Origin of the sequence: Delftia sp. Cs1-4 (assembly GCF_000214395.1) — a bacterium.
Classification (GTDB): Bacteria; Pseudomonadota; Gammaproteobacteria; order Burkholderiales; family Burkholderiaceae_C; genus Comamonas; species Comamonas acidovorans.
This window is the reverse complement of the sequence record NC_015563.1, coordinates 3,780,974-3,802,267: the sequence shown is the minus strand read 5'-3', so window position 1 is coordinate 3,802,267 and position 21,294 is coordinate 3,780,974. Positions and strand designations below refer to the sequence as shown.

Genomic DNA, 21,294 nt, shown 5'->3' with positions numbered 1-21,294 from the left:
TTGTCTCCGGTGTTCATGCGGTGACTTTCAATGCGGCTTACCTGCTCGCTGAAGAAAAAAGGGCCTATTGGCCCTTTGGATTTTTATCCAGCAGATTTATTGCTGAGCCTGTTCTTGCTCAGACCGTTTTTTTTGCTGCTCGGGCGCGTGCGATCCCTCTTTCAGAGGTCGGCTTTGCTCCTGCTGCGAGGGTTGCGGCTTGTTGCCTTGTTGCTGATTGTTGCCAGGGGTATTTTGGAAAACGGACATGAAGAGCTCCTTGGTTATCAAAAGCCAAGATCGGCTCCTGAGGTCTAACGATGTTCCTTTTCCTAATTTTCTGCTGTAGTCAAATAGGCCAATGATTATTTAATGTGTAAGCAGCGTGCCGAAAGGATTTTATTTTGTAGGGTAAAAAGGGGCCTGAATAGGTTTCTGGTTTCACATAATATGTAGAAATGACGCTCGATCAGATCGCAATTGCCCTGCTGGGGTCCCTGGCAGCTTGGCTCTCCCAAGCCCGGGGAAAGAGTTGGCGCAAATGGGCGCCGGTGTATCGTTGCAAGTAATTGATACGAAAGGTATTTTCTCTTATGCCTATTTTGATAGATCGGACTTTTAATCCGTTGGTCGCGAGTTCGAATCTCGCAGGACCCACCAAAGAACACAAGGCCCCGTAGCAATACGGGCCTTTTTTCTTTGCTATCGAAGATGCAGCAAGAGCGGCGTTCAGGCCGCTTTTTTCTTGGCCGTTGTGCGGGCTTTTTTGCCAACCAACGCAACGGCACTTTTCAGCGTCTTCGTCGCCAGATGGCTGTACCGCTTCGTGCTCACGGCAGACTTGTGCCCCAGTACGCCACCCATGGTGTACAGATCCACGCCGGCGTTGATCATCTCGCTGGCTGTGCTGTGCCGCAGATCATGCAGCCGGGCATGGCTGTAGCCGGCCGCTCGCGCGCCAGCCTTGGATTGAGCTGCATGGACTGGATAGCTGGCCAGTTGGAGGGCTGGCACGAGGAGGGGGCGCGGCATAACAACCCGCGTCCTGCGGGCGTCATCCGCCCGGGCAGTGGTACTGACGTGCTGCTGCGGTTTCTGCGCCAGGCCCACGGGCGCTGGTTCTGCCATTCCGAGCTGGTCCTGGTTCTGGGCCGCAGCAAGGGGGAAATTGATTGGGCATTGCAGTACCTAGTGCGTGAGGGCCAGGTGGAAAGCCGGCTCACGGAGCTGCCAGCTTGTAAGCCAGTGCTGCGGTATCGGCTAAGACTGGGCGGCACGCCACCTGACATTCAGTCAGCACCTGAATGCTTGTCTTGGCGTTGGCGATTGTGTCCAGCACCAACTTGCGGGCGGAACCTTCGGGTGAGAACCCTACCTGCACGCTCGACTGGGCAAAGGAGGCGATCGGCAGAGCGAGCAGAGCCGTCAGTGCGATGCGAGGAAGGTTTTTCATACGCAGATAGTGCTGCGCCCGCGCTGTCTGCGGGCGCGGCGCCACTTCAATTCACGACTGAAATTTTGAGCGTGTACGCGGACGACTTGCCCTGCCGGGCGGCTGCACGATTGAGGAAGACTCGCGTACGGTAGTCACCGCTGGCGGGCAATACGCCGGTCCACTTGGACCCGTCTGCCATTTCGCCGCGGAACAGCGCTTCATCGCTACCAGGTGGGAGCACGTTGAAGTAGGTCGAGGTGGATTTCGTCTCCATCTGCACGGTCATCGTCTGCCCGGCGCCCGCGCGCACCACGTAGTCGCGCGTCTCCACCTTGTTGCCTTGGAGCTTGCCCTGGACGGTGGCGCTCGACGTGCCTTTCTTGAAGTTCACCGCAGTAGAGGGAACATCCGCCTGGCCCATCGCTGGCACTTGCACGACCGTGAGGCAGGCGACAAATGCAGCTGTGCAAATTCTGGAAAGCATGCAGGTCCTTTCTAGGAGGCTCATATCGCCCCGTTCACATACAGGCTACCAGACGGTCGGGCGCATTGTGCGACAGCCTCCGACGAGCCGCCTCGCAGAGATGACGGTGCCGCCCCAAGCCTGCCACGTTCGGCAGGATGAGCAAGGAACAGAAGCAAGCCCCCAGTGGGGGCGCATTGAGCTGGACGCCCACAACGCGCCCGTAGGACTCTCGCCACCGGAATCTTGCTCAGGGACCGACAGCCTGCAGCCCGCTGGCGGGGCACCATGCAAGCTCTGAAGAAACAGGAGCAATGAATGGCGATTTCAGAAAAGATTCAGGACCTGCGCAAGTGGGATGACTCTCGCAAGGGATTCATGGGTGAGCACTGGCTGGTGCTCGGTGCTGGCCTATTGGCTCTGCGCCACGCCCGGCGCACGGAAAGTGGCATGGGCCGTGTTGTGAGTGGTGCGCTGGGCACGGCACTGATAGCGCGGGCGGTAACGGGCCGCGATGGCGTGCTGGGAACGGCAGAGCGCTTGGCTGCAAAGCCCACGCTGGCCGAGCGCCTGCAGATCGCCGCGCGCCGCCTGTAGACGGGCAGACGAAGAAAAGGCCCGCAGTTGCGGGCCTTGTTTTTTGGGATCAGGGCTGCATCAACGCTGGCGGCGCATGCGACGCAGGCCGAACATCGCCAGCAGGGCAGACATCAGAATGACACCCCACTCGCTGAGCGTAGGAATGGCTGCAGCGCCGCCGGCTGGAACTGCTGCCAGCACGGGCACGAGTGGGTCTGCGATCACGCCCACGGCAGGGTTGGTATCACCCGGGCCGTTGTCGGTGATGGTGTAGGTCACCGTGGTGCGCGCACCGTTCACGATCACGTTCAGCGCGGTCGCAGGGTCGAACCATCCGCCGGCTCCATCGGGCTTGCGGAACTGCACGCCTTCGGGGAGAGCGCTGGGATAGGTGAGGGTCATCGTCACAGATCCGATGCAGTTTTCGGCGCTGAAAGCGAATTGACCGCTGGGCGCTTGGAGGTTCGGAGGGGTGGAGGTCACAGGTCCGAAGCCGCCGCCAGGTTGCAGCGTGCAGGTGGTGCCGCCGCCGGACATCGTGGCAGACGGTGTGCCGGTCATGCCAGGCACACTGCCGGGCGCGCTCACCAGTTGCAGCTTGCGCGGCGTGGCTTGTGTGCTTGCAGAGGCTGCACCGGTTGTCCCGTTGGATGCCACGACCATGAAGTTGTAGGTGAAGCCATTGCTCAGGCCAGCCACGACGATGGGGGATGTCGTTCCTTGCTGAGTGATCACACCAGGCGCACCGGGCACGGCCACGGGGGTCGCGGTCACGGTATAGCCTGTGATGGGGGTGCCGCCGTCAGATGCAGGTGCAGTAAAGGTCACCGTAGCCTGCCCGTCGGCTGCAGTGACGTTGCCAATGGTGGGGGCTCCGGGTGCCGCTGCATTCACCATGAAGGTTTGAGACACCTGTGATGCAGGCAGATAGCTTGCGTTACCACTTTGGTTCGCATCGACGGTGCAAGAGCCTGTGTTCACAAAAGTCAGCATGCCGCCCGACGTGACCGTGCACACGGCAGTTGTGGTTGCACTGAAGGCCACGGGCAGGCTGGAACTGGCCGTCGCGGCCAGTGTTGGCGTTGTGCCGAAAATTTGGTCACCGGGGTTTGTGAACGTGATGCTCTGGGTTTGCTGTCCATTCACCAGTACGCCGGTCGTGGCGCCTACGTTTGCCAAATTCAGTACAACGTTGGTGCCTCCGCTCGTCATCGTGCTCCCATTGAGATTGATGGCGGTCCCTAACGTCACTCCATTTGCATCAAAGTCACCTGGCTGCACGGTGTATATGAAAGTCAGGATGGAGGTGTTGCTGCCACCGACGAAGTTCGCTTGCCGGACCGTTGAACCAATCGTCAAAGGAATTGACGGTGGGCCGCCAGCTGTGACGGCGACGGGAGCGCTGTAGGTCACATTGAACTGCAGGTTCTGCCCAGCACTATAGGTTCCGTTGGGAGGAACGCTTACTGCTTGTACTGAGGGGGCAGCGGCCGCAAGCATGTAGCTCAGCGCGGTTTGGCAGGCGTTGGCGTCTGTGATGGTCACCCAATATTGACCGGGAGCTAGTCCTGTCGCGGTTGCCGCTGTGCCCCCGGAGGGGATCCAGGCGTAGGTGTAGCCAGGAGTCCCCCCGCTCGCGACAACTGCTGCGCTACCGTTGTTGCCTCCAGTGGGATTGATCTGCGACTTTGTGCCTGATAGGGCTGCTACAGGTTGTCCAACTGTGACAGACGCAGTTCCCTGTAAGTTGTTCGAGTCAGTAACTTCGACGGTGTAAGTGCCTGCCGTGAGCCCTGAGGCGGTAGCGTTTGTGCCTCCAGAGGGGGCCCATGAGTAGGAGAAGGGCCCAACACCGTTCTGGATGCCTTGGGCCGTGGCGGTGCCATTGTTTCCTCCGTAACACGAGACATTGGTATGTGATGTGGATACGTTGAGCAACTGTGCGCTGGCGGAGCCAGCAAAGGCCACAAGAGCCACGGCGCTGCCCAGTGCCCATGTGCGGAAATTCCCGGATGACATGTTGGTTCCCTTATTTAGCGAACGGCTCGCTCCCTGCAGCGCTCTATACCGAACCCATGTTCGATGGCCGAATTCGTTGCAAATTGTAGAAATTTGTGTATTTTGTGTATATCACTGAAACTTGGTAGTTATTTGGAGTGGGCGGCCTGGTGCTGTGGCGGTCGCCCCAAGCCTGCCAGCTTCGGGCGGATGAGCAAGCAACAGAAACAGGCGCCGCAGTGGGAGCGCGTCGAGCTGGACGCGCGCTGTCTCTAACGGCCTGCGCGAGCAATCTGCAGATGCCGCCCGCAGACTTGCCAGTGCTCCCCCCGCATCCGTCCTTGAGTAAGCCACTGCCGTCAATGCCGTATATGAAGACTGCCGCGCAGCGTATGGGGACATGGCAGCAAAGGCCGCAGGACACGCAGCCGATGTCCAATCATTAGGTGCTGCATGGCCGGGAATATCCAAGGATTTAAATCGCGTTTAATTTCTTGGTTAGATGCTTGATTATAGGAAATCAACTAATGAATTTTAGTTCAGAGTGTGATTTATGGTTTATCCCAAGCTCGTCAATTCCTGAAAGTGTCGCAGGATTAAATGATTCATATTTTCAGATTGGAATTAGATTGCTTGCGGCTAGGGAGGTGATTTTTTTCTGCAGCTCCTCTAAGAGTGGTTAACACCACTTCACCAGAGGGCCCATCAGAGCGGTTATGCTCCCTGCCCTCATTACGAGAAGGGTCACGTCAGCGTTGACCTTCTCGCTGGCGGTGCTGTGCCGCAGGTCGTGGAGGAGCGGATCAATGAGGCCAGCGCATCCGCTCGTTCACGCGTGTTTTGTGCCGATTTTTCTTAGCAAGCAAATAAATTAACTAAATTAAATTTATTGGAGCGTTTGATGTGAATTATCTTGACGAGCCGGTTGCAGGCTATAGTCAGGCGGTTTCGCTTAATTTTCATGTCAATGGAGACGTTATGAATCGATGGATCCGCAGTGTTGTGATTTCTGCCTTTGCCTCTTGCCTGTCTGCTTACACAATGGCGGCCTTGCCTGATTCCGGTATGTGGGCGATGGATGGTGAACTGAATGGCAAGCCTGGGCGTGGGATTCAGATAGACAGGCAAGGCGGGCTGAACGTGATCGTTACCTACTTCGGATACAGAACGGATGGCTCTGCACTTTTCCTGCAGGCTGCGGGTCAGCTGAAGGATGAAAAAATCTTCGAAGGTGAACTGACGGAATACCGTGGCGGCCGCGTTCTGGGAGGGCCCGCACAGGATGGAGAGCCCGTGCGAGTCGTAGGACCTGTCCGCATTGTTTTTGATACAGAGACTTCTGCTACGGTCACTTTGCCCGGGGAGGCGCCGCAGCCCATGAAGCGATTCGGCTTTGAGGACAATTTGGCCCGCATGCATGGCAAGAGCTTCAGCTACTCATCGGGTGAGGAACTGGTGATGAGTGGTTCGAGGGGGGGGCAGCTTCATATCTACGCCAAGGGAGATGTGTTCCGCATGGAGGAGGAATTTGCAGCCGGAGGGACTTGCTTTTACGAGGGGCCTCTGAGGTATTCGGGAGGTGGCATCTACTCTGAGGGGCTTTTGAGCTGCAAAGGCGCTCCGTCTCGATCCGGCTTGAACATGTACAGGATTGAGAGGCTGCACGTGGACGAATACGGCGTCCTGACGGGACGGATCCATTGGAGCGGGGTGGATGCAGCCGGCCAACTCGTCCAACCGGCCAGAACGGTACTGGGCTTTTGCCATAGCAGTGCAGCCGTGATGCTGACGCCCATGCCGTGCTTGGGCGGCGGGAAAAACTACTACCAGGCTGAAAGGCTTTGAGGGAATCACAGCGCACGCGCGCTGTGATCATTCCTTTCGGGGCGGATCCTCAAAAATCCGTCCCACCCCTGTGCTCAGTACTGGCGCCGCGTCCTGGCTACGCCGACCAAGGCCAGCAGACCCGACAGCAGCAGCAAGCTCCATTCGCCAAGCGTGGGGATGGCCTGGGCTGACGCGATTGGGGGAGCGAAGGTGATCAGAACGGATCCGTCCGCACCATTCGAATTTCCTGCGCCGCCCATGCCGGCTCCGCTGGTGGCTGCTGCGAATGTGATTCCGGCGCCGTAGCTGCTGCCTCCACCGCCAGCGCCGCCTATGTCGCCAGCGTTGCCTGCGTTCCCGCCGCCGCCGCCGCCACCCCCGTAGCCGCCACCGCCGCCACCGGCGTTGTAGCCGCCGGCTCCTCCGCCGCCAGCGCCGCCACCGCCCAAACCGGGGCCCATGCTGCCGGCGCTGGCGCCACTGGCTCCTGGTCCTGCAGGACCCACGCCGCCGCCGCTGCCGCCTCCGTCATTGCCTGTGGCCGTACTGCCGTCCCTGCTGCTGGTGCTGCCGCCAGCGCCTCCCGTGCCATCGGTGCCAATGCCACCGGCCCCGCCCGTGCCAGCCACCGTGCCGCCTGCGCCACCGGGGTGTGCCGGGTTGCCCATCGTTCCGTTGCTGCCGTTGCCACCACCTGCGCCCACTCCCGCATTGCCACCGGAAACTCCAGCGGTGTCGTTGCGGCCGGCGCCGCCTCCGCCGCCCGCCACGGCCAGAACGGTGAGGGCGGATGTGTCGATGATGCTGCTGCTTCCACCGCCCCCTGCGCCGACAGGCCCTCCTGTGGCACCTCCGCCTCCGACGCTGATCAGCAGGTTGTTGGCAGGAGTCACCGCCAAGCTGCCTGTGCCAACGGCGGCGTTTCCTCCTGTGACCATGGATGAGCTGAAAACGCCCCCGCCGCCACCGCCGATGAGGGTGACGGTCATGGTCGTGATGCCTGCAGGTACGGTGCAAACCTGGGGCCCGCCAGCGGCGGTGTACACCGTTCCACTGACGCAGGGCGCTGCCCAGGCCGCAGGGGCCAGGCACGCAGCGCAAGCTGCCAGAAGACGCGCATTCAATATGCCCTTGCGCAGTTCAGGCCAAGGCGTGAACCATCTTTGTTGATTCGGTGTTGTTGCTCGCATTTTTCCTCATCCCTTGGTGAATATATTTTGCGAGCGCGATGCTATGTGATGGTCTGAATATTGTCTATTGAGGAATTACTTGATTTCGGCTTGTAGAGTCAGGTTGATATTGTTTATATATTGATATAAATAAATCAATAGAAAATTAAAATGTATTGAGTTTGAGATTATTGGGTTTTATTTGTTTAGGTTTATTTCCCAGTTGAATGCCAATAAACCATCATAGTATTAATTGGCGGCAGATTAGCTCTGCTATTTTTGATTTTCAATGGAAAAATGCCTCGAATTAATGCGAGGCATTTTCCTGTGCAAAGCACAAAGCGAAATCAACATTGAGGCAGCAGTGCGCGAGCCCATGGCCTGTGCCTGAAGTTGGTTCTCACAATCCAAGAAACTCAAACGGTGCCGATTCCTGAAAATTCTGCGTGGCATCGCCCGAGAATGTGTGGTCCTGATCCGGTCCCAGGTCGAGCTTGAGCACCTTGCCTGTTTGCTTGCTGAAGTCCAGTGCCTTGAGGTCCACCCAGAAGGTGTTCGGAGTCAGGGCCGATTCAAAGAAGTAGAGCTTGCGCTGGTGGTCGAACACGGTTCTCCAGCGGGTAGACGAAATGTTGGGCTCTTCGGGAGTGTTCAGGCCATATGGCACCGAGGCGTTGCGGATCACGCTGAAGACGCTGGCAAGCGCCTTGTTGGGGTCCGGGCTTTTGGGGATGGCGTTGACGTAGAACGATGCGCGGGCAAAGCGGTCGGCGGCCCGGTTGGTGCCGGGCAGCATGGTGGTGCCACCCACTTGCTTCCAATAGGCGTTCAGGGCCAGTTGCTGATCGAAGGTCGGCGAGTTGGTCATGACCTGGTATTCACGACCGTGGTGTATCACCTGCCGGCCGTTGATGTACTCGACGATCGCGCTGTCGCCGCTGGCGTCGGACATCGAGAGGTGCAGCGTCGTCAGGCGGTTCTCTCCGGGCACGTTGTCCGAGACGATGGTGAAGGGCTCTTTCTCCAAAGCCGCGACGGCTTCCTTCACGGTGGCGAAGTTGTCCAGCACATATTGCGCCCAGGCCGCAATGGTCAGGCCGGGTTTGCTGCCTGCGCCGAAAGCGGGGTATTGGGATTCCACGAGCCATAGCAGGTTGGCATTCAGGCCGACCTCATTGACTCCATCGGTGGTGGACACGTCATAGCCCGAGGTGACAACGCTGCCGTACCTGGAAGTCCAGCGCAGGGAATTGGGGCCGGCCTTGCCGCTGCGCTCCATGCCGCGCGGCAGTACCCAGAGATTGCTGACGATGTCGCTTTTCCAATCCATGGAGCGTGCCGTCACGACCTGGCCATTCGCACCCAAATAGACAAGGCGGGTACAGGCCCAGGCGCTGGAAAGGGCTGCAAGCCCGGCAAATCCCACCAGCAATGCGCCCACGACGGGACGAATCTGCAATGTGCTTTTCTTCACGGGCAATTCCTTTGTAAGCCAATGGACTGGCGCAGTGTAGGCGGCAGGAATTTGCATCCAGAGTCGGATAAAGCCGCATTGGAGACGGCCAAGGCGATGGCCGATGGTTTTATGGGCGTGGTGAAGGCAACGGCACGCGTGCTGGCAGCACGGTCAGATGGCGTGGCTGAGCATGGGGCTGGCCAGCATCGCCACGGCAAAGGAAATGGCGCAGATGGCGGACCACAGAAAGACGAGGAAGAGGTGTCGCATCAGAAGGTTCTCGGCAGTTCGGTGGCGAATGCGGCCCGCAAGGCGCGCAAGCCCCGCGCGTACAGGCGCCCCAGGGGCGAGCGTGGCTCCATGCGCAGCAGCAAAGGCTGGCTGCCGCGCACGGGAAAGGCTTCCAGCAGGCTGCGGTGGTAGCGGGCATCCGGGTCCGGGTTGAAGCTTTCTGTCGGAACGACTCGACTCATCTTGTATCTCCGTCACATGATTTGGAGAGGTTTCTGGGTACGTGCTCTCCTATGGGCTCTATTTCAATTGGTTGCGCGGTGTTTCTGTGCGGGCCAAGGCTGAGGTCGCATGTAGGCCGGGCCTGTACGCCGTGTATGTGTTTTGCGGACGCGCTGTGCGCTGCGTCCTCAGACTTTGCGAAGGGGCCGGGACTGGCCTGCAAACCTCTTGGCGGCGGCTTGCCGTGCCTAGAATTCCTGGTCCCCATTTCATTTATTTGCCAGGAGTTTCATGTCGTCTCTTGTTCCTCCGCTCCAGATCCGGCCTGTCACACAGGCGGACCACCACCAATGGCTTCCTCTCTGGCAGGGCTACAACGCGTTCTATGGGCGCGCTGGCGAGACGGCGCTGCCCGAAGGCATCACACAGGCCACCTGGGAGCGTTTCCTCAATCCGCTGGAGCCGGTGTTTGCGCTCGTGGCGGAGAGCGAGGGTGAGCTGGTCGGCCTGGCGCACTACCTGTTTCATCGCAGCACCACGCGGCTGGAGCCGGTGTGCTATCTGCAGGATCTGTTTGCCGATGCGCGGAGGCGCAAGCAGGGCATTGGCAAGTCGCTTATCCGTGCGGTCTATGCGCAGGCTGCGCAGGCAGGAGCGCGCCGCGTGTACTGGCAGACGCAGTCCTCCAACGAGGCGGGCCGCGCGCTGTATGACCAGGTGGCCGAGCACCGGGGCTTCATCGTCTACGGGCACGAAGTGCAGGGCTGAGGCTGACGCTTTGTTGTCGGGTAGGCGGCCTGGATACGAAACCTGTTGAAACAGCGGGCGTGTGCTGCCGCTGCAAGGCCTGCGGGCAGCCCGGCAACCCTAGAATCACGCGTTGTCCTATCGCTGCTAGCGCTGCACCCCATGTCCAATCTCATCGTCCACGGCGGCACGCCTTTGCGCGGCCGCGTCGTTCCCTCCGCCAATAAGAATGCAGTGCTGCCGATTCTGTGCGCCACGCTGCTGACCGATCAGCCGCTGCGGCTGCATGGCGTGCCGGACATCACGGATGTGCGCAAGATCCTCGACATCTTTCGCACGCTGGGCAGCGAGGTGCAGCTGGACGAGGCCACTCGCACGCTGCAGCTGCATCACCGCGACACGCGCTTTGACGCGTCCTCGCACCGCCTGCCCGAGGAAATGCGCTCTTCCATCATGCTGGTGCCGCCGCTGCTGGCGCGCTTTGGCGTGGCGCGGCTGGAGGACAACGTCAAGGGCTGCACGCTGGGCGTGCGCGAGATCGATCCGCACGTGGACATCTTTCGCTCCTTTGGCGGAGAGGTGGAACGCGCCAGCGGCTCCCTGCTGATCCACAGTGCCGCACCGCTCAAGGCCGTGCGCCACTGGCTGGACTACGCCTCAGTCACGGCCACGGAGAACTTCGTGCTGTGCGCCGTGGCTGCGCAAGGCGAGTCCATGCTGACCAATGCGGCCTGCGAGCCGCATGTGCAGGAGTTCTGCCGCTTCATGGTGATGATGGGTGCCGATATTGACGGCATCGGCACCTCTCGGCTGACGGTGCGCGGCGGTGCGCCGCTGGGCGGCGGCGATTTCACCTTCGAGGAAGACTTCCACGAGATCACCACCTTTCTCGCGCTGGGTGCGATCACGGGCGGCGATGTGGAGGTGCGCAACAGCACGCCAGACAACTTTCCGCTGATCGATCGCACCTTCGCCAAGTTTGGCGTGCAGGTGGAGCACAAGAACGGCTGGTCGCGCGCGCTGCGCTCGGGGCCGCTGAAGGTGCAGACGCCTTTCACCAGCAATGTGCTTACCAAGGTGGAAGCCGCTCCCTGGCCGTACTTTCCGGTGGATCTGCTGCCCATCTTCATTGCGCTGGGTGTGCATGCGCAGGGCAATGCGCTGTTCTGGAACAAGATCTACGACGGCGCGCTGGGCTGGACGGGCGAGCTGTCCAAGTTCGGTGCCCATGTGTTTTCTTCGGACCCGCACCGCGTGGTCACCTTTGGCGGCAATCCGCTGACGCCGGCCGTGGTGGAGAGCCCGTACATCATCCGCGTGGCGATTGCGCTGTTCATGGTCGCCAGCAGCATCGAGGGTCGATCGGAGATCCGCAACGCCACGCCGATTCGCCGTGCGCATCCGCACTTTGTCGAGAACCTGCGCAGCCTGGGCGCGCGGGTGGAGTGGACCAACGAGGAGTGAGGTCAGGCGGCGATGCGCAGGCCGCTATGCCTGCGGCGCCGCATCCGAGAATCTCTTGGCCGCCCTGAGCAGGTAGCTCACGGCATAGAGGATGGGGTCGTCCATCTCGTCGTCGTTCACGCGGTCAATGATTTCCAGCAGGCCTTGAAGGTCGGCCGACATCTGCGGCAGCACGCTGCTGGCCAGCGCCTCGACCGGCTGCTCTGCAGCGGCACGGTCTGCCTTGAGGTGGTAGCTGCGCAGCAGGTCATGGACACCGACCACCATGGCGCGGTTGGATCTTTCCACATGCATTTCCAGCACGCTCAGCGCCGCGCTGATGTGGCATAGCGCATCGGTCGCCAGGCTCTCCGGATCGGGCGCTCTGGCGAGGGCCTGCGCAAGGCGCGCGCAGGCGTGCATGTCTGTGTCCGGCATGGTTCTGTTCTTGCGCAATAGGTCTGGGGTTCAGTGCTCGTACGCACGGGCATCGGCGTGTGCATGGCATGGGGGCTGGTTTGCCCGGTCCTCGGTCGGGCCGATTCAAATGTTATGCCAACTTGGAATCATGTCAACTAGGCATGAATCTGAATTTGCATCTGACAGGTACCATCGCCCAATGCAACGAAAACCCTTTCCCAGCGAAACCCAGGAGCGCTTCATCGTCCGTTTCCCGGATGGAATGCGCGATCGCATCTCGGAAGTGGCAAAGGCAGGCCACCGTTCCATGAATGCCGAAATCGTTGCCCGCATACGGCGCAGCTTCGAATTGGATGAAGCCGGCGACACGGCCCAGGCCGGCCCGGACCTGGATGTGGCGGAGTTGAAAAAGGAAATCGCGCGCCTGTGCCGCTTGCTGCAAGAACACAAGGACGCCGCTGCAGGCCTGTTCGAGGCGCACAAGGAGGCCGTGGTGACCGAAGCCCTCAAGCGCCTGCGCTCCGAAGCGGGTGAGGCCGCGTCTTTGCCCAAGGCCACGGGGGATGGCGTGCAGGCCCGTCGCACCAGCAAGAAGACCTGAGGCTGTAGGCCTCAGACCACGCGTATCGTTGCAGCGCGCTGTCGCGCGCCCCGGTTTGCCACGCGTATCGTTGCGTTGGGTGTTAAACAACCTATCCCTTTTTGAAGGCTCTTGCAGCAAAGGACGCAACTATGAACACGGATCAGATCAAGGGCACGCTCAAGGATGCCGCAGGCAAGGTGCAGCAAAAGGCTGGCGAGTTGATCGACAGCCCCGAGCAACAGGCCAAGGGCATTGCCAAGCAGGTCGAAGGCACGGCCCAGAAGAAGCTGGGTGATGTGAAGGAAGTCTTGAAGGACGCAAAAAAATAAGGCATTCACCCTGCCTTTGGGGACAAGCCCGCCACACCCTGGCGGGCTTTTTCTTTTCCACGGATTTTGATGAATGGGCGTACGAAGAAGGCGCTGCGCGCTTTCCTGTTTCAGACGGCCTGCGGCACCCTGCGGCCAGGGTCGGTGGCCACATGCACGCGGTCGCGGCCCGCCTGCTTGGCGGCATACAGCAGGCCGTCGGCGCGCGTCAGCGCATCGGTCAAGGCGGTGTTGGCGGCCACGGGTGCGATGCCGAAGCTGATGGTCACCCGCTGGCCGGCCGCCAGCACATAGCCATCCGCGCTGAGCTGGGCGCGTATGCGCTGGGCCACGCGCTCGGCCTCCTGGGGCGTGGTGCGCATCAGCAGCAGCACGAATTCCTCGCCGCCAAAGCGTGACACCAGATCGTCGTTGCGCACGTGTTGCTGCAGGGTCTGGGCCACGGCCTGCAATACACGGTCTCCGCAGTCATGTCCCCAGCTGTCATTGATGCGCTTGAAGTGGTCTATGTCGCCTATCAGCACGGAGATCGGGGCCATGTGCGGATCGGCCAGGCGCAGCTCGGCTGCCTCCTGGAAGGCGCGGCGGTTGAGCAGGTTGGTCAGCGAGTCGTGGTTGCGCTCCTCGCGCAGCGCGGTGAAGACATCGCGCACCGTGCATGCCAGCAGCATGAGGGTGAACAGCAGCGCAAACGACAGCGTGCTGACCAGGGTCACCAGCCAGTAGGTGGAGCGTGCAATCTCGTTGAGGTCGGTGCTGCCCAGGGCCAGCACCAGCAGCGGCCGGGCAGCGGTGTAGCCGGCAAACACCACGTAGGACCAGTAGAGCATTCTCTCCAGCCAATCCTGAGGCGGCCGGCGCCGCAGCATGGCGGGCGCCGGCAGCATCTGCAGCAGGCCCAAGCCGGTGTTGAGCCAGTGCACGCGCACCCACAGATCGACCTGGAACCGGCTGTAGTAGTACAGCGCAGCCAGGACGACGGCGCCTATGAGCAGCCCCAGCAAGGGATGGGCCGAGACGCCATAGCGCCCCGCCATGCAGCGCGCGAAACACCAGGTGCCGAACAGATACATGGCGCCCGTGAACACCGCCCAGTGGTGCAGTTCTTCCCGGGGTGCAAGGCTTTGCCAGGCCAGCGCCAGAGAAACCAGGGCGTATCCGCCCGCAATCCACAGCAGGTAACGCTGGCGCCGCTGCACCAGCCAGCACACGGCCAGCGTGCAACTGAGCAGCAGAATGCTCAGCGGCGCAATCAATACATAGAGGCGATCGGTATCGAGTGACACATCCACAGCGTGTTATGCACTTGCAGGTGCGGGTGGCGACAGCTTCGCGATTGCGGCATTGAATGGTGCTGCATTCCGAAGCGCCGGTCCATTTTGCATCCGTTGACACGGCGCTTGCGGCCGCATGGGCGCATGTTCCGCGTTGTGCACGGCTGGCGATATCGGGCCTACCAGTGCAGCGGCCTCAAGTCCCGGGCATTTGTGACGAAAAAGCAGGTCATCTTTTCCGGATTGGTGGCCTATGCCGATATGGCAGGGCGTTGCGCCGGAAAACGGTCGCCGCTGATGTGCGCGGCCTGTTGTTTTACCTTTCCTGTATTCGGTTTTTCCGACGAGAGTGCTACGAATGAAATTTGATCAATGGAGCGTGTCCGCCAAGCTTTGGGGCACGCTGGGCGGCTTGCTGGCGATGATGCTTGCGGTATCGCTTTGGGCACAGTTTGCGGCGGCTCGCGCCATGGACCATGGCATGCAGACGCTGTCCGAGTACGAGAGTCGCATCAGCCTGGCCATTCAATGGAAGGGCGCAACGGAGACCACGGGCGAGCGGGTACTGGCCAGCAATGCCTCCACCGATGAGGAACTGACCCGCCTGCTCGACGGCCGGGTCAAGGAAGGCTCGGCACTGATCACCAAGCTGCAGGCCGAGATCGTCAAGGGCGCCAGCGAGGCCGACAAGGCGGCGCTGGAGCGCATTGCCGCCATCCGCACCGAGGTGCTGGCACTGAACAAGCGGGCGCGCGAGATCAAGTTGACCGGCGATGCAGCGGCATTCCGCGAGTTCGTCCAGCAGCAGTACCTGGGCGCCATTGGCCGCTACGTGGACTCGCTGGAAGTCTTCGTGCAGTTGCAGCGCAGCCAGCGCGATGCAGCCCGCGAGCAGGCCCAGGCCGCCCGGCAGCAGGCCAGCGTGCTGGCCTGGATCGTCCAGGGTGTGGTCCTTCTGGCGGGCCTGGCGCTGGCCTTGGTGCTGACGCGGGCCATCACCCGCCCCCTGGAACGTGCCGTGCAGCTGACGGACGCCATCGCCCAGGGCGACCTCACGGTGTCGGCCGATGACAGTCGCAAAGACGAGTTTGGCCACCTGCTGCGCTCGGTCTCGGGCATGGCGGCGCGGCTGCGCGGGCTGGTGACGGAGGTGCGTGACAGCGTGCATTCCATCTCCACCGCATCCACCGAGATTGCCGCGGGCAACCACAACCTGTCTTCGCGCACCGAGCAGACGGCGTCCAATCTGGAGGAAACGGCCGCCAGCATGGAACAACTGACCGCCACCGTGGGCCAGGCGGCCGACACCGCGCGCCAGGCCAATCATCTGGCCGGCAGCGCCGCCCAGGCCGCCGAGCGCGGCGGCGCCGTGGTGGGCCATGTGGTGGCCAGCATGGATCGCATCGGCGACAGCGCACGCCGCATCTCCGACATCATCGGTGTCATCGACTCCATTGCCTTCCAGACCAACATCCTGGCGCTGAACGCTGCCGTGGAAGCGGCCCGCGCAGGCGAGCAGGGCCGCGGCTTTGCCGTGGTGGCCGGTGAAGTGCGGGCCCTGGCCCATCGCAGCGCCGAGGCCGCCAAGGAGATCAAGGTGCTGATCAGCACCTCGGTCGATGCCGCGCAGGAAGGCTCGGCCCAGGTGGCCCAGGCTGGCCAGGTCATGGATGACATCGTGGGCAGCGTGCGCAAGGTCTCGGACATGATCGGCGAGATCACGGCATCTTCCACGGAGCAGCGCGACGGCATTGGCCAGGTCAACCAGGCAGTCAGCCAGCTGGACCAGATGACGCAGCAAAATGCGGCTCTCGTGGAGGAGTCCGCAGCGGCCGCCGCCGCCCTCAGCGACCAGGCGCAGCGCCTGTCGGGCATGGTGGCCGTGTTCAAGGTGGGCCATGCTGTGCCAGCCTTGCGCTGACCAGCACCAAGGCGCAATAACACACGCAGAAAAAAGGACCGCCCGAGGGCGGTCCTTGAAGAGAAAAGCCGGTGCCCTTGCGGGCCTGCCAGGGTAAGTCAGTGAGAGGGGAGGGAGGAGATAGTCTCCCTGGCCCGGCTGGAAAATGGTTCGTGGTGGCTGCGGATCGCTCCAGTGGCCGCCTGGACTTCGCCGCTGCGTGGTTGCATCCACATGGCTTGCGCTTGCTGCAAAGGCGTGGCCAACATGATTTTGGAGAGCAGGGCTGTAGGACAGTTCCCTGTGTGATACCTGCTGTTTCCCTTGTTGTGATTGCTTGGGTACCGAAACATGCCGGCACCCATCGGTTCACGCATCTGCACTACAGTGAAGAATTTGTAACTTCTGAGCAATAGGGTTAACCCGTTGCTTCTTGCAGCAAAAAGCCCGCACTTGGCGGGCTCTGTCGCAGCTTGGCGGCTGCCAGGGGGCGGGCTGCGCCGGACCTCATATGGCGAAGGGAGTGCGGTCCTTGCCTTCGATCCAGCGGGGCTGCTTGCCGCGGCCGGTCCAGGTCGCGCCCGTGGCCGGGTCGCGGTACTTGGGGACGCCGACCACGCGGAAACCGCCGCCAGCCTTGGCTTTGGACGAAGGGAAGACGTCGGCCTCGGTCAATCCGTATTGGTCGATGATGGTGCGCACCTGGGCAATGGCTCCGGACTTCTCGGTCTTGAGCACTTCGGCGATCTGGGCTTCGAGATGGGCTTTCTGCTGCAGCAGTGTCTTGTAGTCGGTAGTCATGTATATCAATGGATGTTGATCTGCCAATATAAAGGAATCTTAGGAGACTTTTGGCAAAGTGAGCCTACACTGCCGCGCAACACCCGGACGACGACAGGCGTATTGCCTGGAACCTGTCTGAGAACGGATTCCCATCTTGCCCGAGTCTAGGCGAGTCGGACGCTGATTTTTGTAGCGTATGGAAACCGGGCCATCGCGTCTGCCACAGCGGCGCAGGTGCTGGGGAACAGGGCTGTGTAGCAGGCGCCGGCCACTTTGATGATGCATCGCTTCATGTTTCTCTTCCCTTGAATGACAGATCTGCCTTCTTATCGGCATTTTTGTATCAAGGTGAAACACTTTCTTGCCCGGCTCCCTGCCGGCCCCCGATGGGAAGCCACTCTCGATCAATGGCAGTCCATGCAAGGGAAGAAAAGGCCGCATAGTGCACCCCAAAAATATGAGGGAGGGAAAAACACAGGGTGCGCGGCGCAAACGGCAGGGTCCTGGAATCAAGGCGCTGGCGTTTGCGACAGAAAAATCCCGCAGCCAGGGCGGCAAGTGTCTGTGTTACAAATTGACACTATAGCACGCATCCTTCAAGCTTGTGACTGGTTCTTGCAAAAGGCTGACGACTGCAGTTTGGGCGGCGCTGCCAGCAATGCAGTGCCTGCACGAAGGGGCTAGCCAGCGGGCTTCTTCGCACGCAGGAAGCAGGCAATTACAAGGGCAAGTACGCACTCTTCGAGCTCTGGCGGCCGATGCGTCTCGGATAGGCTCGATGGGCATTCACAGCCCTCGTTTTTGCCTTCACTACGCATCATGTTTCAAACACTTCGTGCCCGCCTGATCCTCATCTGCGTAGCAATCACCGTGGCCGCGCTGTTCGCGCTGTCCATGGCCACCTTCTGGACGGCGCGCAGCAGTACGCTGTCCGATATCGACGAAAACATCGGCCAGCTCACGCGGGCCCATGCATCCACACTGACCGACTGGGTTCAGGACAAGCAGCGCATCACCGGCTCATTGAAGAAGGCGGTGGACCAGCCGGACCCCATCCCCTTCCTGCTGGCCGGCCAGCAGGCTGGCGGCTTCGATGACGCCTATTTCGTCCATGCCGACAAGCGCGCCGTGTTCACCCATCCCATGCCGGAGAACTACGACGGAACCCAGCGCGACTGGTTCAAGCAGGCCGTGCGCGAAGGCCGGCCGGGCGTGACGCCGGCCTATGTCGATGCCAGCACCGGCGAGCTGACCATCAGCTTTGTCGATCCGGTCGGCAGCTCGGGCGCCATCACGGCCGTTGTCGGCACTGATGTGCGGTTGGCCGCCATGTCCAGGAAAGTGGCCGCCATCCGTCCCCAGGAAAAAAGCTTTGCCTTTCTGATTGATGGCGAAGGCCGCTTGCTGGCCTACGCCAAGCCCGAGCTGGCGCTCAAGCCCGCTTCCGCGATTGCCCCTGAACTCGATGCCGCGCTGATCAAGCGCCTGGCCGAGCAGGGCGGCCGCGCCGATCTGGTGCTCGATGGCGAACCGCAGATGCTCTACGCCGCCAAGGTCGAGGGCACGCCCTGGACGCTGGCCGTGGTGATCGACCGCGCACAGGCCACGGATTCGGTGCGGGCGCTGCTGCAGGTGGCCGCCCTCATCACCGTGCTGTCCGTGCTGGGCGCGGCGGTGCTGCTGACCGTGGCGCTGCGCCGCATGCTCAACCGCCTGGCCGTGGCACGCGATGCGCTGCAGGACATCGCCTCGGGCGAAGGCGATCTGACCCGCCGCCTCACCTCTGCCGGCCGCGATGAGCTGGCGCAGATCGGCCAGTCCTTCAACCAGTTCGTGGACAAGATCGCCACGGTGCTGCTGCGCATTCGCGAGTCGTCGGAATCGGTGCGCATGGCGTCGGCAGAGATTGCGGGTGGCAACCAGGACCTGTCGTCACGCACCGAGCAGCAGGCCAGCTCGCTGGAGCAGACGGCAGCCGCCATGGAGCAGATCACGGCAACCGTGCAGCAGAACGCGGCCAATGCGCGCCAGGCCAGCGAGCTGGCCACCAGCGCCTCGCAGATCGCCACCCAGGGCGGAGAGGCCGTCGGCCAGGTGGTGCAGACCATGGGCGGCATCGAGGCCTCGGCCCGCAAGATCGAAAGCATCATCGGCGTGATCGACTCCATTGCCTTCCAGACCAACATCCTCGCGCTGAACGCGGCGGTGGAAGCGGCGCGCGCCGGCGAGCAGGGTCGGGGCTTTGCCGTGGTCGCCAGCGAGGTGCGCACGCTGGCGCAACGCAGCGCCACGGCGGCCAGGGAGATCAAGGCGCTGATCGATGATTCCGTGGGCCAGATCGACACGGGAAGCCGCCTGGTGCGCAATGCGGGCACCACCATCGACCAGGCCGTGGACGGCGTGCGCAAGCTCAGCACGCTGGTGGCCGAGATCAGCAACGCCAGCCAGGAGCAAAGCCGTGGCATTGCCGAGGTGGGCAGCGCCATCGGCCAGATGGACCAGGTCACGCAGCAGAACGCTGCCCTGGTGGAGGAGGTCACGGCCGCAGCGCAGTCGCTGCAGCAGCAGGCGGTGCAGCTGGCGCAGGCCGTGGCGGGCTTCAAGCTCGACGAAGGAAACGGCGCCCGCCGCCTGCGCTGAGCGCTGGCAAAACGCCGAGGCGGTGCCTGGTGTCAGGCCGCTTTGGCGCCCCCGGAATGCTCGCAGGCAAAGGCCGGTGAGTCGGCCTCGCCCGGCCGCTCGCCGGCCACGAAGTAGCGGTCGCGGCCGCTGGCCTTGGCCTGGTACAGCGCGGTATCGGCCATGCGCAGCAAGGCACTCAAACCCAGCGGTGGGTAGGCCATGTTCGTGCAGCCTATGCCAATGCTCAGCGTGGGGCAGATGGCTGCGCCATCGTTCATGTCGATGCGAATTTCGCGCGTGGCCTCGCACAGCCGCTGGGCCACGGCTCTGGCCGTGACGCAGTCGGCACCGGGCAGCAGCACCGCAAACTCCTCGCCGCCCAGGCGGCCTATGAGTTCATGCGGGCGCAGCGCCTGCGACAGGCGGGCCGAGACTTCCTGCAGCACCCGGTCGCCGGCGGCATGGCCATGGCGGTCGTTGATGTGCTTGAAGTGGTCCAGGTCGAGCATCAGCATGGTGCCTGACTGGCGCTCGCGCTGCAGGCGCTCCAGCGTGCGCTGTGCGCGCTCCAGAAAGCTGGTGCGTGCCAGCAGTCCCGTCAGCGCATCGTGGTTCACTGCATGGCGCAGCTTGCTGAGCATGTCCTTGAAAGCCATGAGCGTGCAGGCTACGGCCAGCGGGCCGATCGACAGCATGGCCAGACCCAGGCGGAAGGAGAACGTCGTCTCCAGCTCGGTGCCGGGCGAACTGAACAACACATGGGAAAACGTGGCCAGCTTGATGGCGCAGCTGACCAGGTTGAGCAGGGCGACCACGAACAGCCGATAGCGCATGGCGCACAGCAGCATGGCCGGCATGGTGAGCGACAGCGCGCCTGGTCCGCCCAGGTAGATGGCAATGGATTCGGAAATCGCCAGGGCAAGCAGCGGCAGCAAGGCCTGCGCCGTTTGTTTGAATGGCTGGCTGCGCCAGGACAGCGGCTCCAGCTTTGCCGGAAGGCTCAGCAGCACAGGCAGCAACAGGGTCATGTGCATCAACTCGCTGCTGAACCACATGGCCATCATGGGCTGCCAGGGCCAATGCATGAGATGGTGCATGCCCGCCGAGCCCAGCACGGCTCCGACCACGCTCACCAGCAGGCTGCACATCACCAGGTGCAGCACCGAGGAAGGGGAGCGCATCTGCTGCACCCGCTGGGGCAGGCGCCGCATCATCACCCAGCCGCAGGCCACGGCGGCCAGGTCGGCAAAGGTCAGCCACAGGGTCTGGTCCAGCGGACTGCCGGAAAGCCATTCGGCCAGTGCCATGGCAATGGCGGCAGCCGTCCAGCCGTGTCTATGGCTGTAGGCCGGGCTGCGAAGCATCCAGCCCAGGAGCAGGGCGTTGGACAGCCACAGGGACGACAGATGCTCCGGAGAGCGCAGGCCCAGCGCCACGGCCGAGCACAGGAACAGCACCCCGCCCAGCACAAAGCTGTCCCGCCAGGGCGTTGCAGCTTGTGGAAGGCTCCACGGATCTCCGGATGCGGCGCGATGTGACATATGTCTCCCCTGTGGAGACCGAATGGAGGCACCGGACTCTGCGCGCGTTCGTCGGGCATGGCGGCCATGCCCTTGTCATGGTGGTGAACGAGCGGCCCGGCGGGCAGCGGGAACAGGAAATCCTCCTCGGGGCAGATCAGACAAGAGGTGCGGGGTAACTTGAGTACACAAAATTTACGCCTGCGGGGTCAATCTAGCGGAAATGCATGTATTTGCAAGTACTGATCCATCTTGCATACAGCACGCTATGAAAGCGTTTCGCAGGCGCCGGTACGCCCGATCAGCGCTGCCTC

At 61.9% G+C, this 21,294-nt stretch carries 21 protein-coding genes and 1 tRNA gene; 10 read left to right on the top strand and 12 right to left on the bottom strand.

Features of this window, described 5'->3' with window-relative positions; genetic code table 11:
* Positions 1-96: 96 nt before the first annotated feature.
* On the bottom strand, positions 97-249 hold the full coding sequence (locus DELCS14_RS30680; RefSeq protein ID WP_013802687.1) for a hypothetical protein: 153 nt from the start codon (positions 247-249) through the stop codon (positions 97-99).
* A 253-nt stretch (positions 250-502) separates the two neighbouring features.
* Here DELCS14_RS30680 and DELCS14_RS30675 point away from each other — a divergent pair.
* A tRNA-Ser gene (locus tag DELCS14_RS30675) sits at positions 503-639 on the top strand.
* A gap of 69 nt (positions 640-708) precedes the next feature.
* Here the strand turns inward: DELCS14_RS30675 and DELCS14_RS30045 are convergent.
* The 3 genes from DELCS14_RS30045 to DELCS14_RS16635 form a co-directional block, all read right to left on the bottom strand.
* Positions 709-1,107: a tyrosine-type recombinase/integrase gene (locus DELCS14_RS30045; RefSeq protein ID WP_043796223.1), complete on the bottom strand. Its 399-nt coding sequence runs from the start codon at positions 1,105-1,107 to the stop codon at positions 709-711.
* A gap of 91 nt (positions 1,108-1,198) precedes the next feature.
* Positions 1,199-1,432 carry a hypothetical protein gene (locus tag DELCS14_RS30670; RefSeq protein WP_157158290.1) on the bottom strand — a complete coding sequence of 78 codons (234 nt, stop codon included), beginning with the start codon at positions 1,430-1,432 and terminating at the stop codon, positions 1,199-1,201.
* 46 nt (positions 1,433-1,478) lie between these two features.
* Positions 1,479-1,898, bottom strand: coding sequence for a hypothetical protein (locus DELCS14_RS16635; RefSeq protein ID WP_013802686.1), 420 nt, complete (start codon positions 1,896-1,898; stop codon positions 1,479-1,481).
* Positions 1,899-2,195: 297 nt separating this feature from the next.
* Here DELCS14_RS16635 and DELCS14_RS16630 point away from each other — a divergent pair, with 297 nt between their 5' ends.
* Positions 2,196-2,474, top strand: a complete 279-nt coding sequence (locus tag DELCS14_RS16630) for a hypothetical protein (protein ID WP_013802685.1) — start codon at positions 2,196-2,198, stop codon at positions 2,472-2,474.
* A 60-nt stretch (positions 2,475-2,534) separates the two neighbouring features.
* Here the strand turns inward: DELCS14_RS16630 and DELCS14_RS30035 are convergent, their stop codons facing one another.
* A complete protein-coding gene (locus tag DELCS14_RS30035; protein WP_228676774.1) occupies positions 2,535-4,001 on the bottom strand; it encodes an IPTL-CTERM sorting domain-containing protein in 1,467 nt (488 codons plus the stop codon).
* A 1,356-nt stretch (positions 4,002-5,357) separates the two neighbouring features.
* On the opposite strand from DELCS14_RS30035, the gene DELCS14_RS16620 reads away from it, so the two are divergent.
* Positions 5,358-6,299, top strand: coding sequence for a hypothetical protein (locus DELCS14_RS16620; RefSeq protein ID WP_157158289.1), 942 nt, complete (start codon positions 5,358-5,360; stop codon positions 6,297-6,299).
* A gap of 74 nt (positions 6,300-6,373) precedes the next feature.
* Here the strand turns inward: DELCS14_RS16620 and DELCS14_RS31415 are convergent, their stop codons facing one another.
* From DELCS14_RS31415 to DELCS14_RS16605, 3 genes are all read right to left on the bottom strand, one after another.
* Entirely contained in the window at positions 6,374-7,270 is an 897-nt protein-coding gene (locus DELCS14_RS31415) for an IPTL-CTERM sorting domain-containing protein (protein ID WP_267232369.1), read from the bottom strand.
* 580 nt (positions 7,271-7,850) lie between these two features.
* The gene (locus tag DELCS14_RS16610; RefSeq protein WP_013802681.1) at positions 7,851-8,924 is read right to left on the bottom strand and encodes a linear amide C-N hydrolase; all 1,074 of its coding nucleotides are present in this window, start codon (positions 8,922-8,924) and stop codon (positions 7,851-7,853) included.
* A 251-nt stretch (positions 8,925-9,175) separates the two neighbouring features.
* On the bottom strand, positions 9,176-9,379 hold the full coding sequence (locus DELCS14_RS16605; protein ID WP_013802679.1) for a hypothetical protein: 204 nt from the start codon (positions 9,377-9,379) through the stop codon (positions 9,176-9,178).
* 271 nt (positions 9,380-9,650) lie between these two features.
* Between DELCS14_RS16605 and DELCS14_RS16600 the strand changes: the two genes are divergently transcribed.
* Both DELCS14_RS16600 and DELCS14_RS16595 read left to right on the top strand, forming a co-directional pair.
* Positions 9,651-10,127, top strand: a complete 477-nt coding sequence (locus DELCS14_RS16600; protein WP_012205305.1) for a GNAT family N-acetyltransferase — start codon at positions 9,651-9,653, stop codon at positions 10,125-10,127.
* Between the two features lie 141 nt (positions 10,128-10,268).
* Positions 10,269-11,570: a UDP-N-acetylglucosamine 1-carboxyvinyltransferase gene (locus tag DELCS14_RS16595; RefSeq protein WP_013802678.1), complete on the top strand. Its 1,302-nt coding sequence runs from the start codon at positions 10,269-10,271 to the stop codon at positions 11,568-11,570.
* Between the two features lie 24 nt (positions 11,571-11,594).
* On the opposite strand, the gene DELCS14_RS16590 is transcribed toward DELCS14_RS16595, so the two are convergent.
* Positions 11,595-11,987, bottom strand: coding sequence for a hypothetical protein (locus DELCS14_RS16590; protein ID WP_012205307.1), 393 nt, complete (start codon positions 11,985-11,987; stop codon positions 11,595-11,597).
* Between the two features lie 181 nt (positions 11,988-12,168).
* Here DELCS14_RS16590 and DELCS14_RS16585 point away from each other — a divergent pair, with 181 nt between their 5' ends.
* Both DELCS14_RS16585 and DELCS14_RS16580 read left to right on the top strand, forming a co-directional pair.
* Positions 12,169-12,570, top strand: a complete 402-nt coding sequence (locus tag DELCS14_RS16585; protein ID WP_013802676.1) for an Arc family DNA-binding protein — start codon at positions 12,169-12,171, stop codon at positions 12,568-12,570.
* 131 nt (positions 12,571-12,701) lie between these two features.
* The gene (locus DELCS14_RS16580; RefSeq protein WP_012205309.1) at positions 12,702-12,881 is read left to right on the top strand and encodes a CsbD family protein; all 180 of its coding nucleotides are present in this window, start codon (positions 12,702-12,704) and stop codon (positions 12,879-12,881) included.
* Positions 12,882-12,991: 110 nt separating this feature from the next.
* Here DELCS14_RS16580 and DELCS14_RS16575 read toward each other — a convergent pair whose 3' ends face one another.
* A complete protein-coding gene (locus DELCS14_RS16575; protein ID WP_013802675.1) occupies positions 12,992-14,173 on the bottom strand; it encodes a GGDEF domain-containing protein in 1,182 nt (393 codons plus the stop codon).
* 126 nt (positions 14,174-14,299) lie between these two features.
* On the opposite strand from DELCS14_RS16575, the gene DELCS14_RS30665 reads away from it, so the two are divergent.
* The gene (locus DELCS14_RS30665) at positions 14,300-14,524 is read left to right on the top strand and encodes a hypothetical protein (RefSeq protein WP_157158288.1); all 225 of its coding nucleotides are present in this window, start codon (positions 14,300-14,302) and stop codon (positions 14,522-14,524) included.
* Positions 14,514-16,076 (top strand): methyl-accepting chemotaxis protein, encoded by a 1,563-nt coding sequence (locus DELCS14_RS16570; protein ID WP_013802674.1) that lies wholly within the window; start codon positions 14,514-14,516, stop codon positions 16,074-16,076. Before DELCS14_RS30665 ends, DELCS14_RS16570 begins: the two co-directional genes overlap by 11 nt.
* Positions 16,077-16,562: 486 nt before the next feature.
* Here DELCS14_RS16570 and DELCS14_RS16565 read toward each other — a convergent pair whose 3' ends face one another.
* Positions 16,563-16,856, bottom strand: a complete 294-nt coding sequence (locus DELCS14_RS16565; RefSeq protein ID WP_012205312.1) for an H-NS histone family protein — start codon at positions 16,854-16,856, stop codon at positions 16,563-16,565.
* A gap of 801 nt (positions 16,857-17,657) precedes the next feature.
* On the opposite strand from DELCS14_RS16565, the gene DELCS14_RS16560 reads away from it, so the two are divergent.
* Entirely contained in the window at positions 17,658-19,478 is a 1,821-nt protein-coding gene (locus DELCS14_RS16560) for a methyl-accepting chemotaxis protein (RefSeq protein WP_013802673.1), read from the top strand.
* Positions 19,479-19,510: 32 nt separating this feature from the next.
* Here DELCS14_RS16560 and DELCS14_RS16555 read toward each other — a convergent pair whose 3' ends face one another.
* Positions 19,511-21,001, bottom strand: a complete 1,491-nt coding sequence (locus DELCS14_RS16555) for a GGDEF domain-containing protein (protein WP_013802672.1) — start codon at positions 20,999-21,001, stop codon at positions 19,511-19,513.
* Positions 21,002-21,294: the final 293 nt, after the last annotated feature.

What these genes read in the sequence shown, in the direction of transcription:
- DELCS14_RS16585 (WP_013802676.1), top strand. Translation starts at nt 12,169, where the DNA reads ATGCAACGAAAACCCTTTCCCAGCGAAACCCAGGAGCGCTTCATCGTC.
- DELCS14_RS16580 (WP_012205309.1), top strand. Translation starts at nt 12,702, where the DNA reads ATGAACACGGATCAGATCAAGGGCACGCTCAAGGATGCCGCAGGCAAG.
- DELCS14_RS31415 (WP_267232369.1), bottom strand. Translation starts at nt 7,270, where the DNA reads ATGACCGTCACCCTCATCGGCGGTGGCGGCGGGGGCGTTTTCAGCTCA.
- DELCS14_RS16570 (WP_013802674.1), top strand. Translation starts at nt 14,514, where the DNA reads ATGAAATTTGATCAATGGAGCGTGTCCGCCAAGCTTTGGGGCACGCTG.
- DELCS14_RS16560 (WP_013802673.1), top strand. Translation starts at nt 17,658, where the DNA reads ATGTTTCAAACACTTCGTGCCCGCCTGATCCTCATCTGCGTAGCAATC.
- DELCS14_RS16565 (WP_012205312.1), bottom strand. Translation starts at nt 16,856, where the DNA reads ATGACTACCGACTACAAGACACTGCTGCAGCAGAAAGCCCATCTCGAA.
- DELCS14_RS30670 (WP_157158290.1), bottom strand. Translation starts at nt 1,432, where the DNA reads ATGAAAAACCTTCCTCGCATCGCACTGACGGCTCTGCTCGCTCTGCCG.
- DELCS14_RS16595 (WP_013802678.1), top strand. Translation starts at nt 10,269, where the DNA reads ATGTCCAATCTCATCGTCCACGGCGGCACGCCTTTGCGCGGCCGCGTC.
- DELCS14_RS30680 (WP_013802687.1), bottom strand. Translation starts at nt 249, where the DNA reads ATGTCCGTTTTCCAAAATACCCCTGGCAACAATCAGCAACAAGGCAAC.
- DELCS14_RS16590 (WP_012205307.1), bottom strand. Translation starts at nt 11,987, where the DNA reads ATGCCGGACACAGACATGCACGCCTGCGCGCGCCTTGCGCAGGCCCTC.
- DELCS14_RS16630 (WP_013802685.1), top strand. Translation starts at nt 2,196, where the DNA reads ATGGCGATTTCAGAAAAGATTCAGGACCTGCGCAAGTGGGATGACTCT.
- DELCS14_RS16555 (WP_013802672.1), bottom strand. Translation starts at nt 21,001, where the DNA reads ATGTCACATCGCGCCGCATCCGGAGATCCGTGGAGCCTTCCACAAGCT.
- DELCS14_RS16600 (WP_012205305.1), top strand. Translation starts at nt 9,651, where the DNA reads ATGTCGTCTCTTGTTCCTCCGCTCCAGATCCGGCCTGTCACACAGGCG.
- DELCS14_RS16605 (WP_013802679.1), bottom strand. Translation starts at nt 9,379, where the DNA reads ATGAGTCGAGTCGTTCCGACAGAAAGCTTCAACCCGGACCCGGATGCC.
- DELCS14_RS30045 (WP_043796223.1), bottom strand. Translation starts at nt 1,107, where the DNA reads ATGGCAGAACCAGCGCCCGTGGGCCTGGCGCAGAAACCGCAGCAGCAC.
- DELCS14_RS16635 (WP_013802686.1), bottom strand. Translation starts at nt 1,898, where the DNA reads ATGCTTTCCAGAATTTGCACAGCTGCATTTGTCGCCTGCCTCACGGTC.
- DELCS14_RS30665 (WP_157158288.1), top strand. Translation starts at nt 14,300, where the DNA reads ATGTTCCGCGTTGTGCACGGCTGGCGATATCGGGCCTACCAGTGCAGC.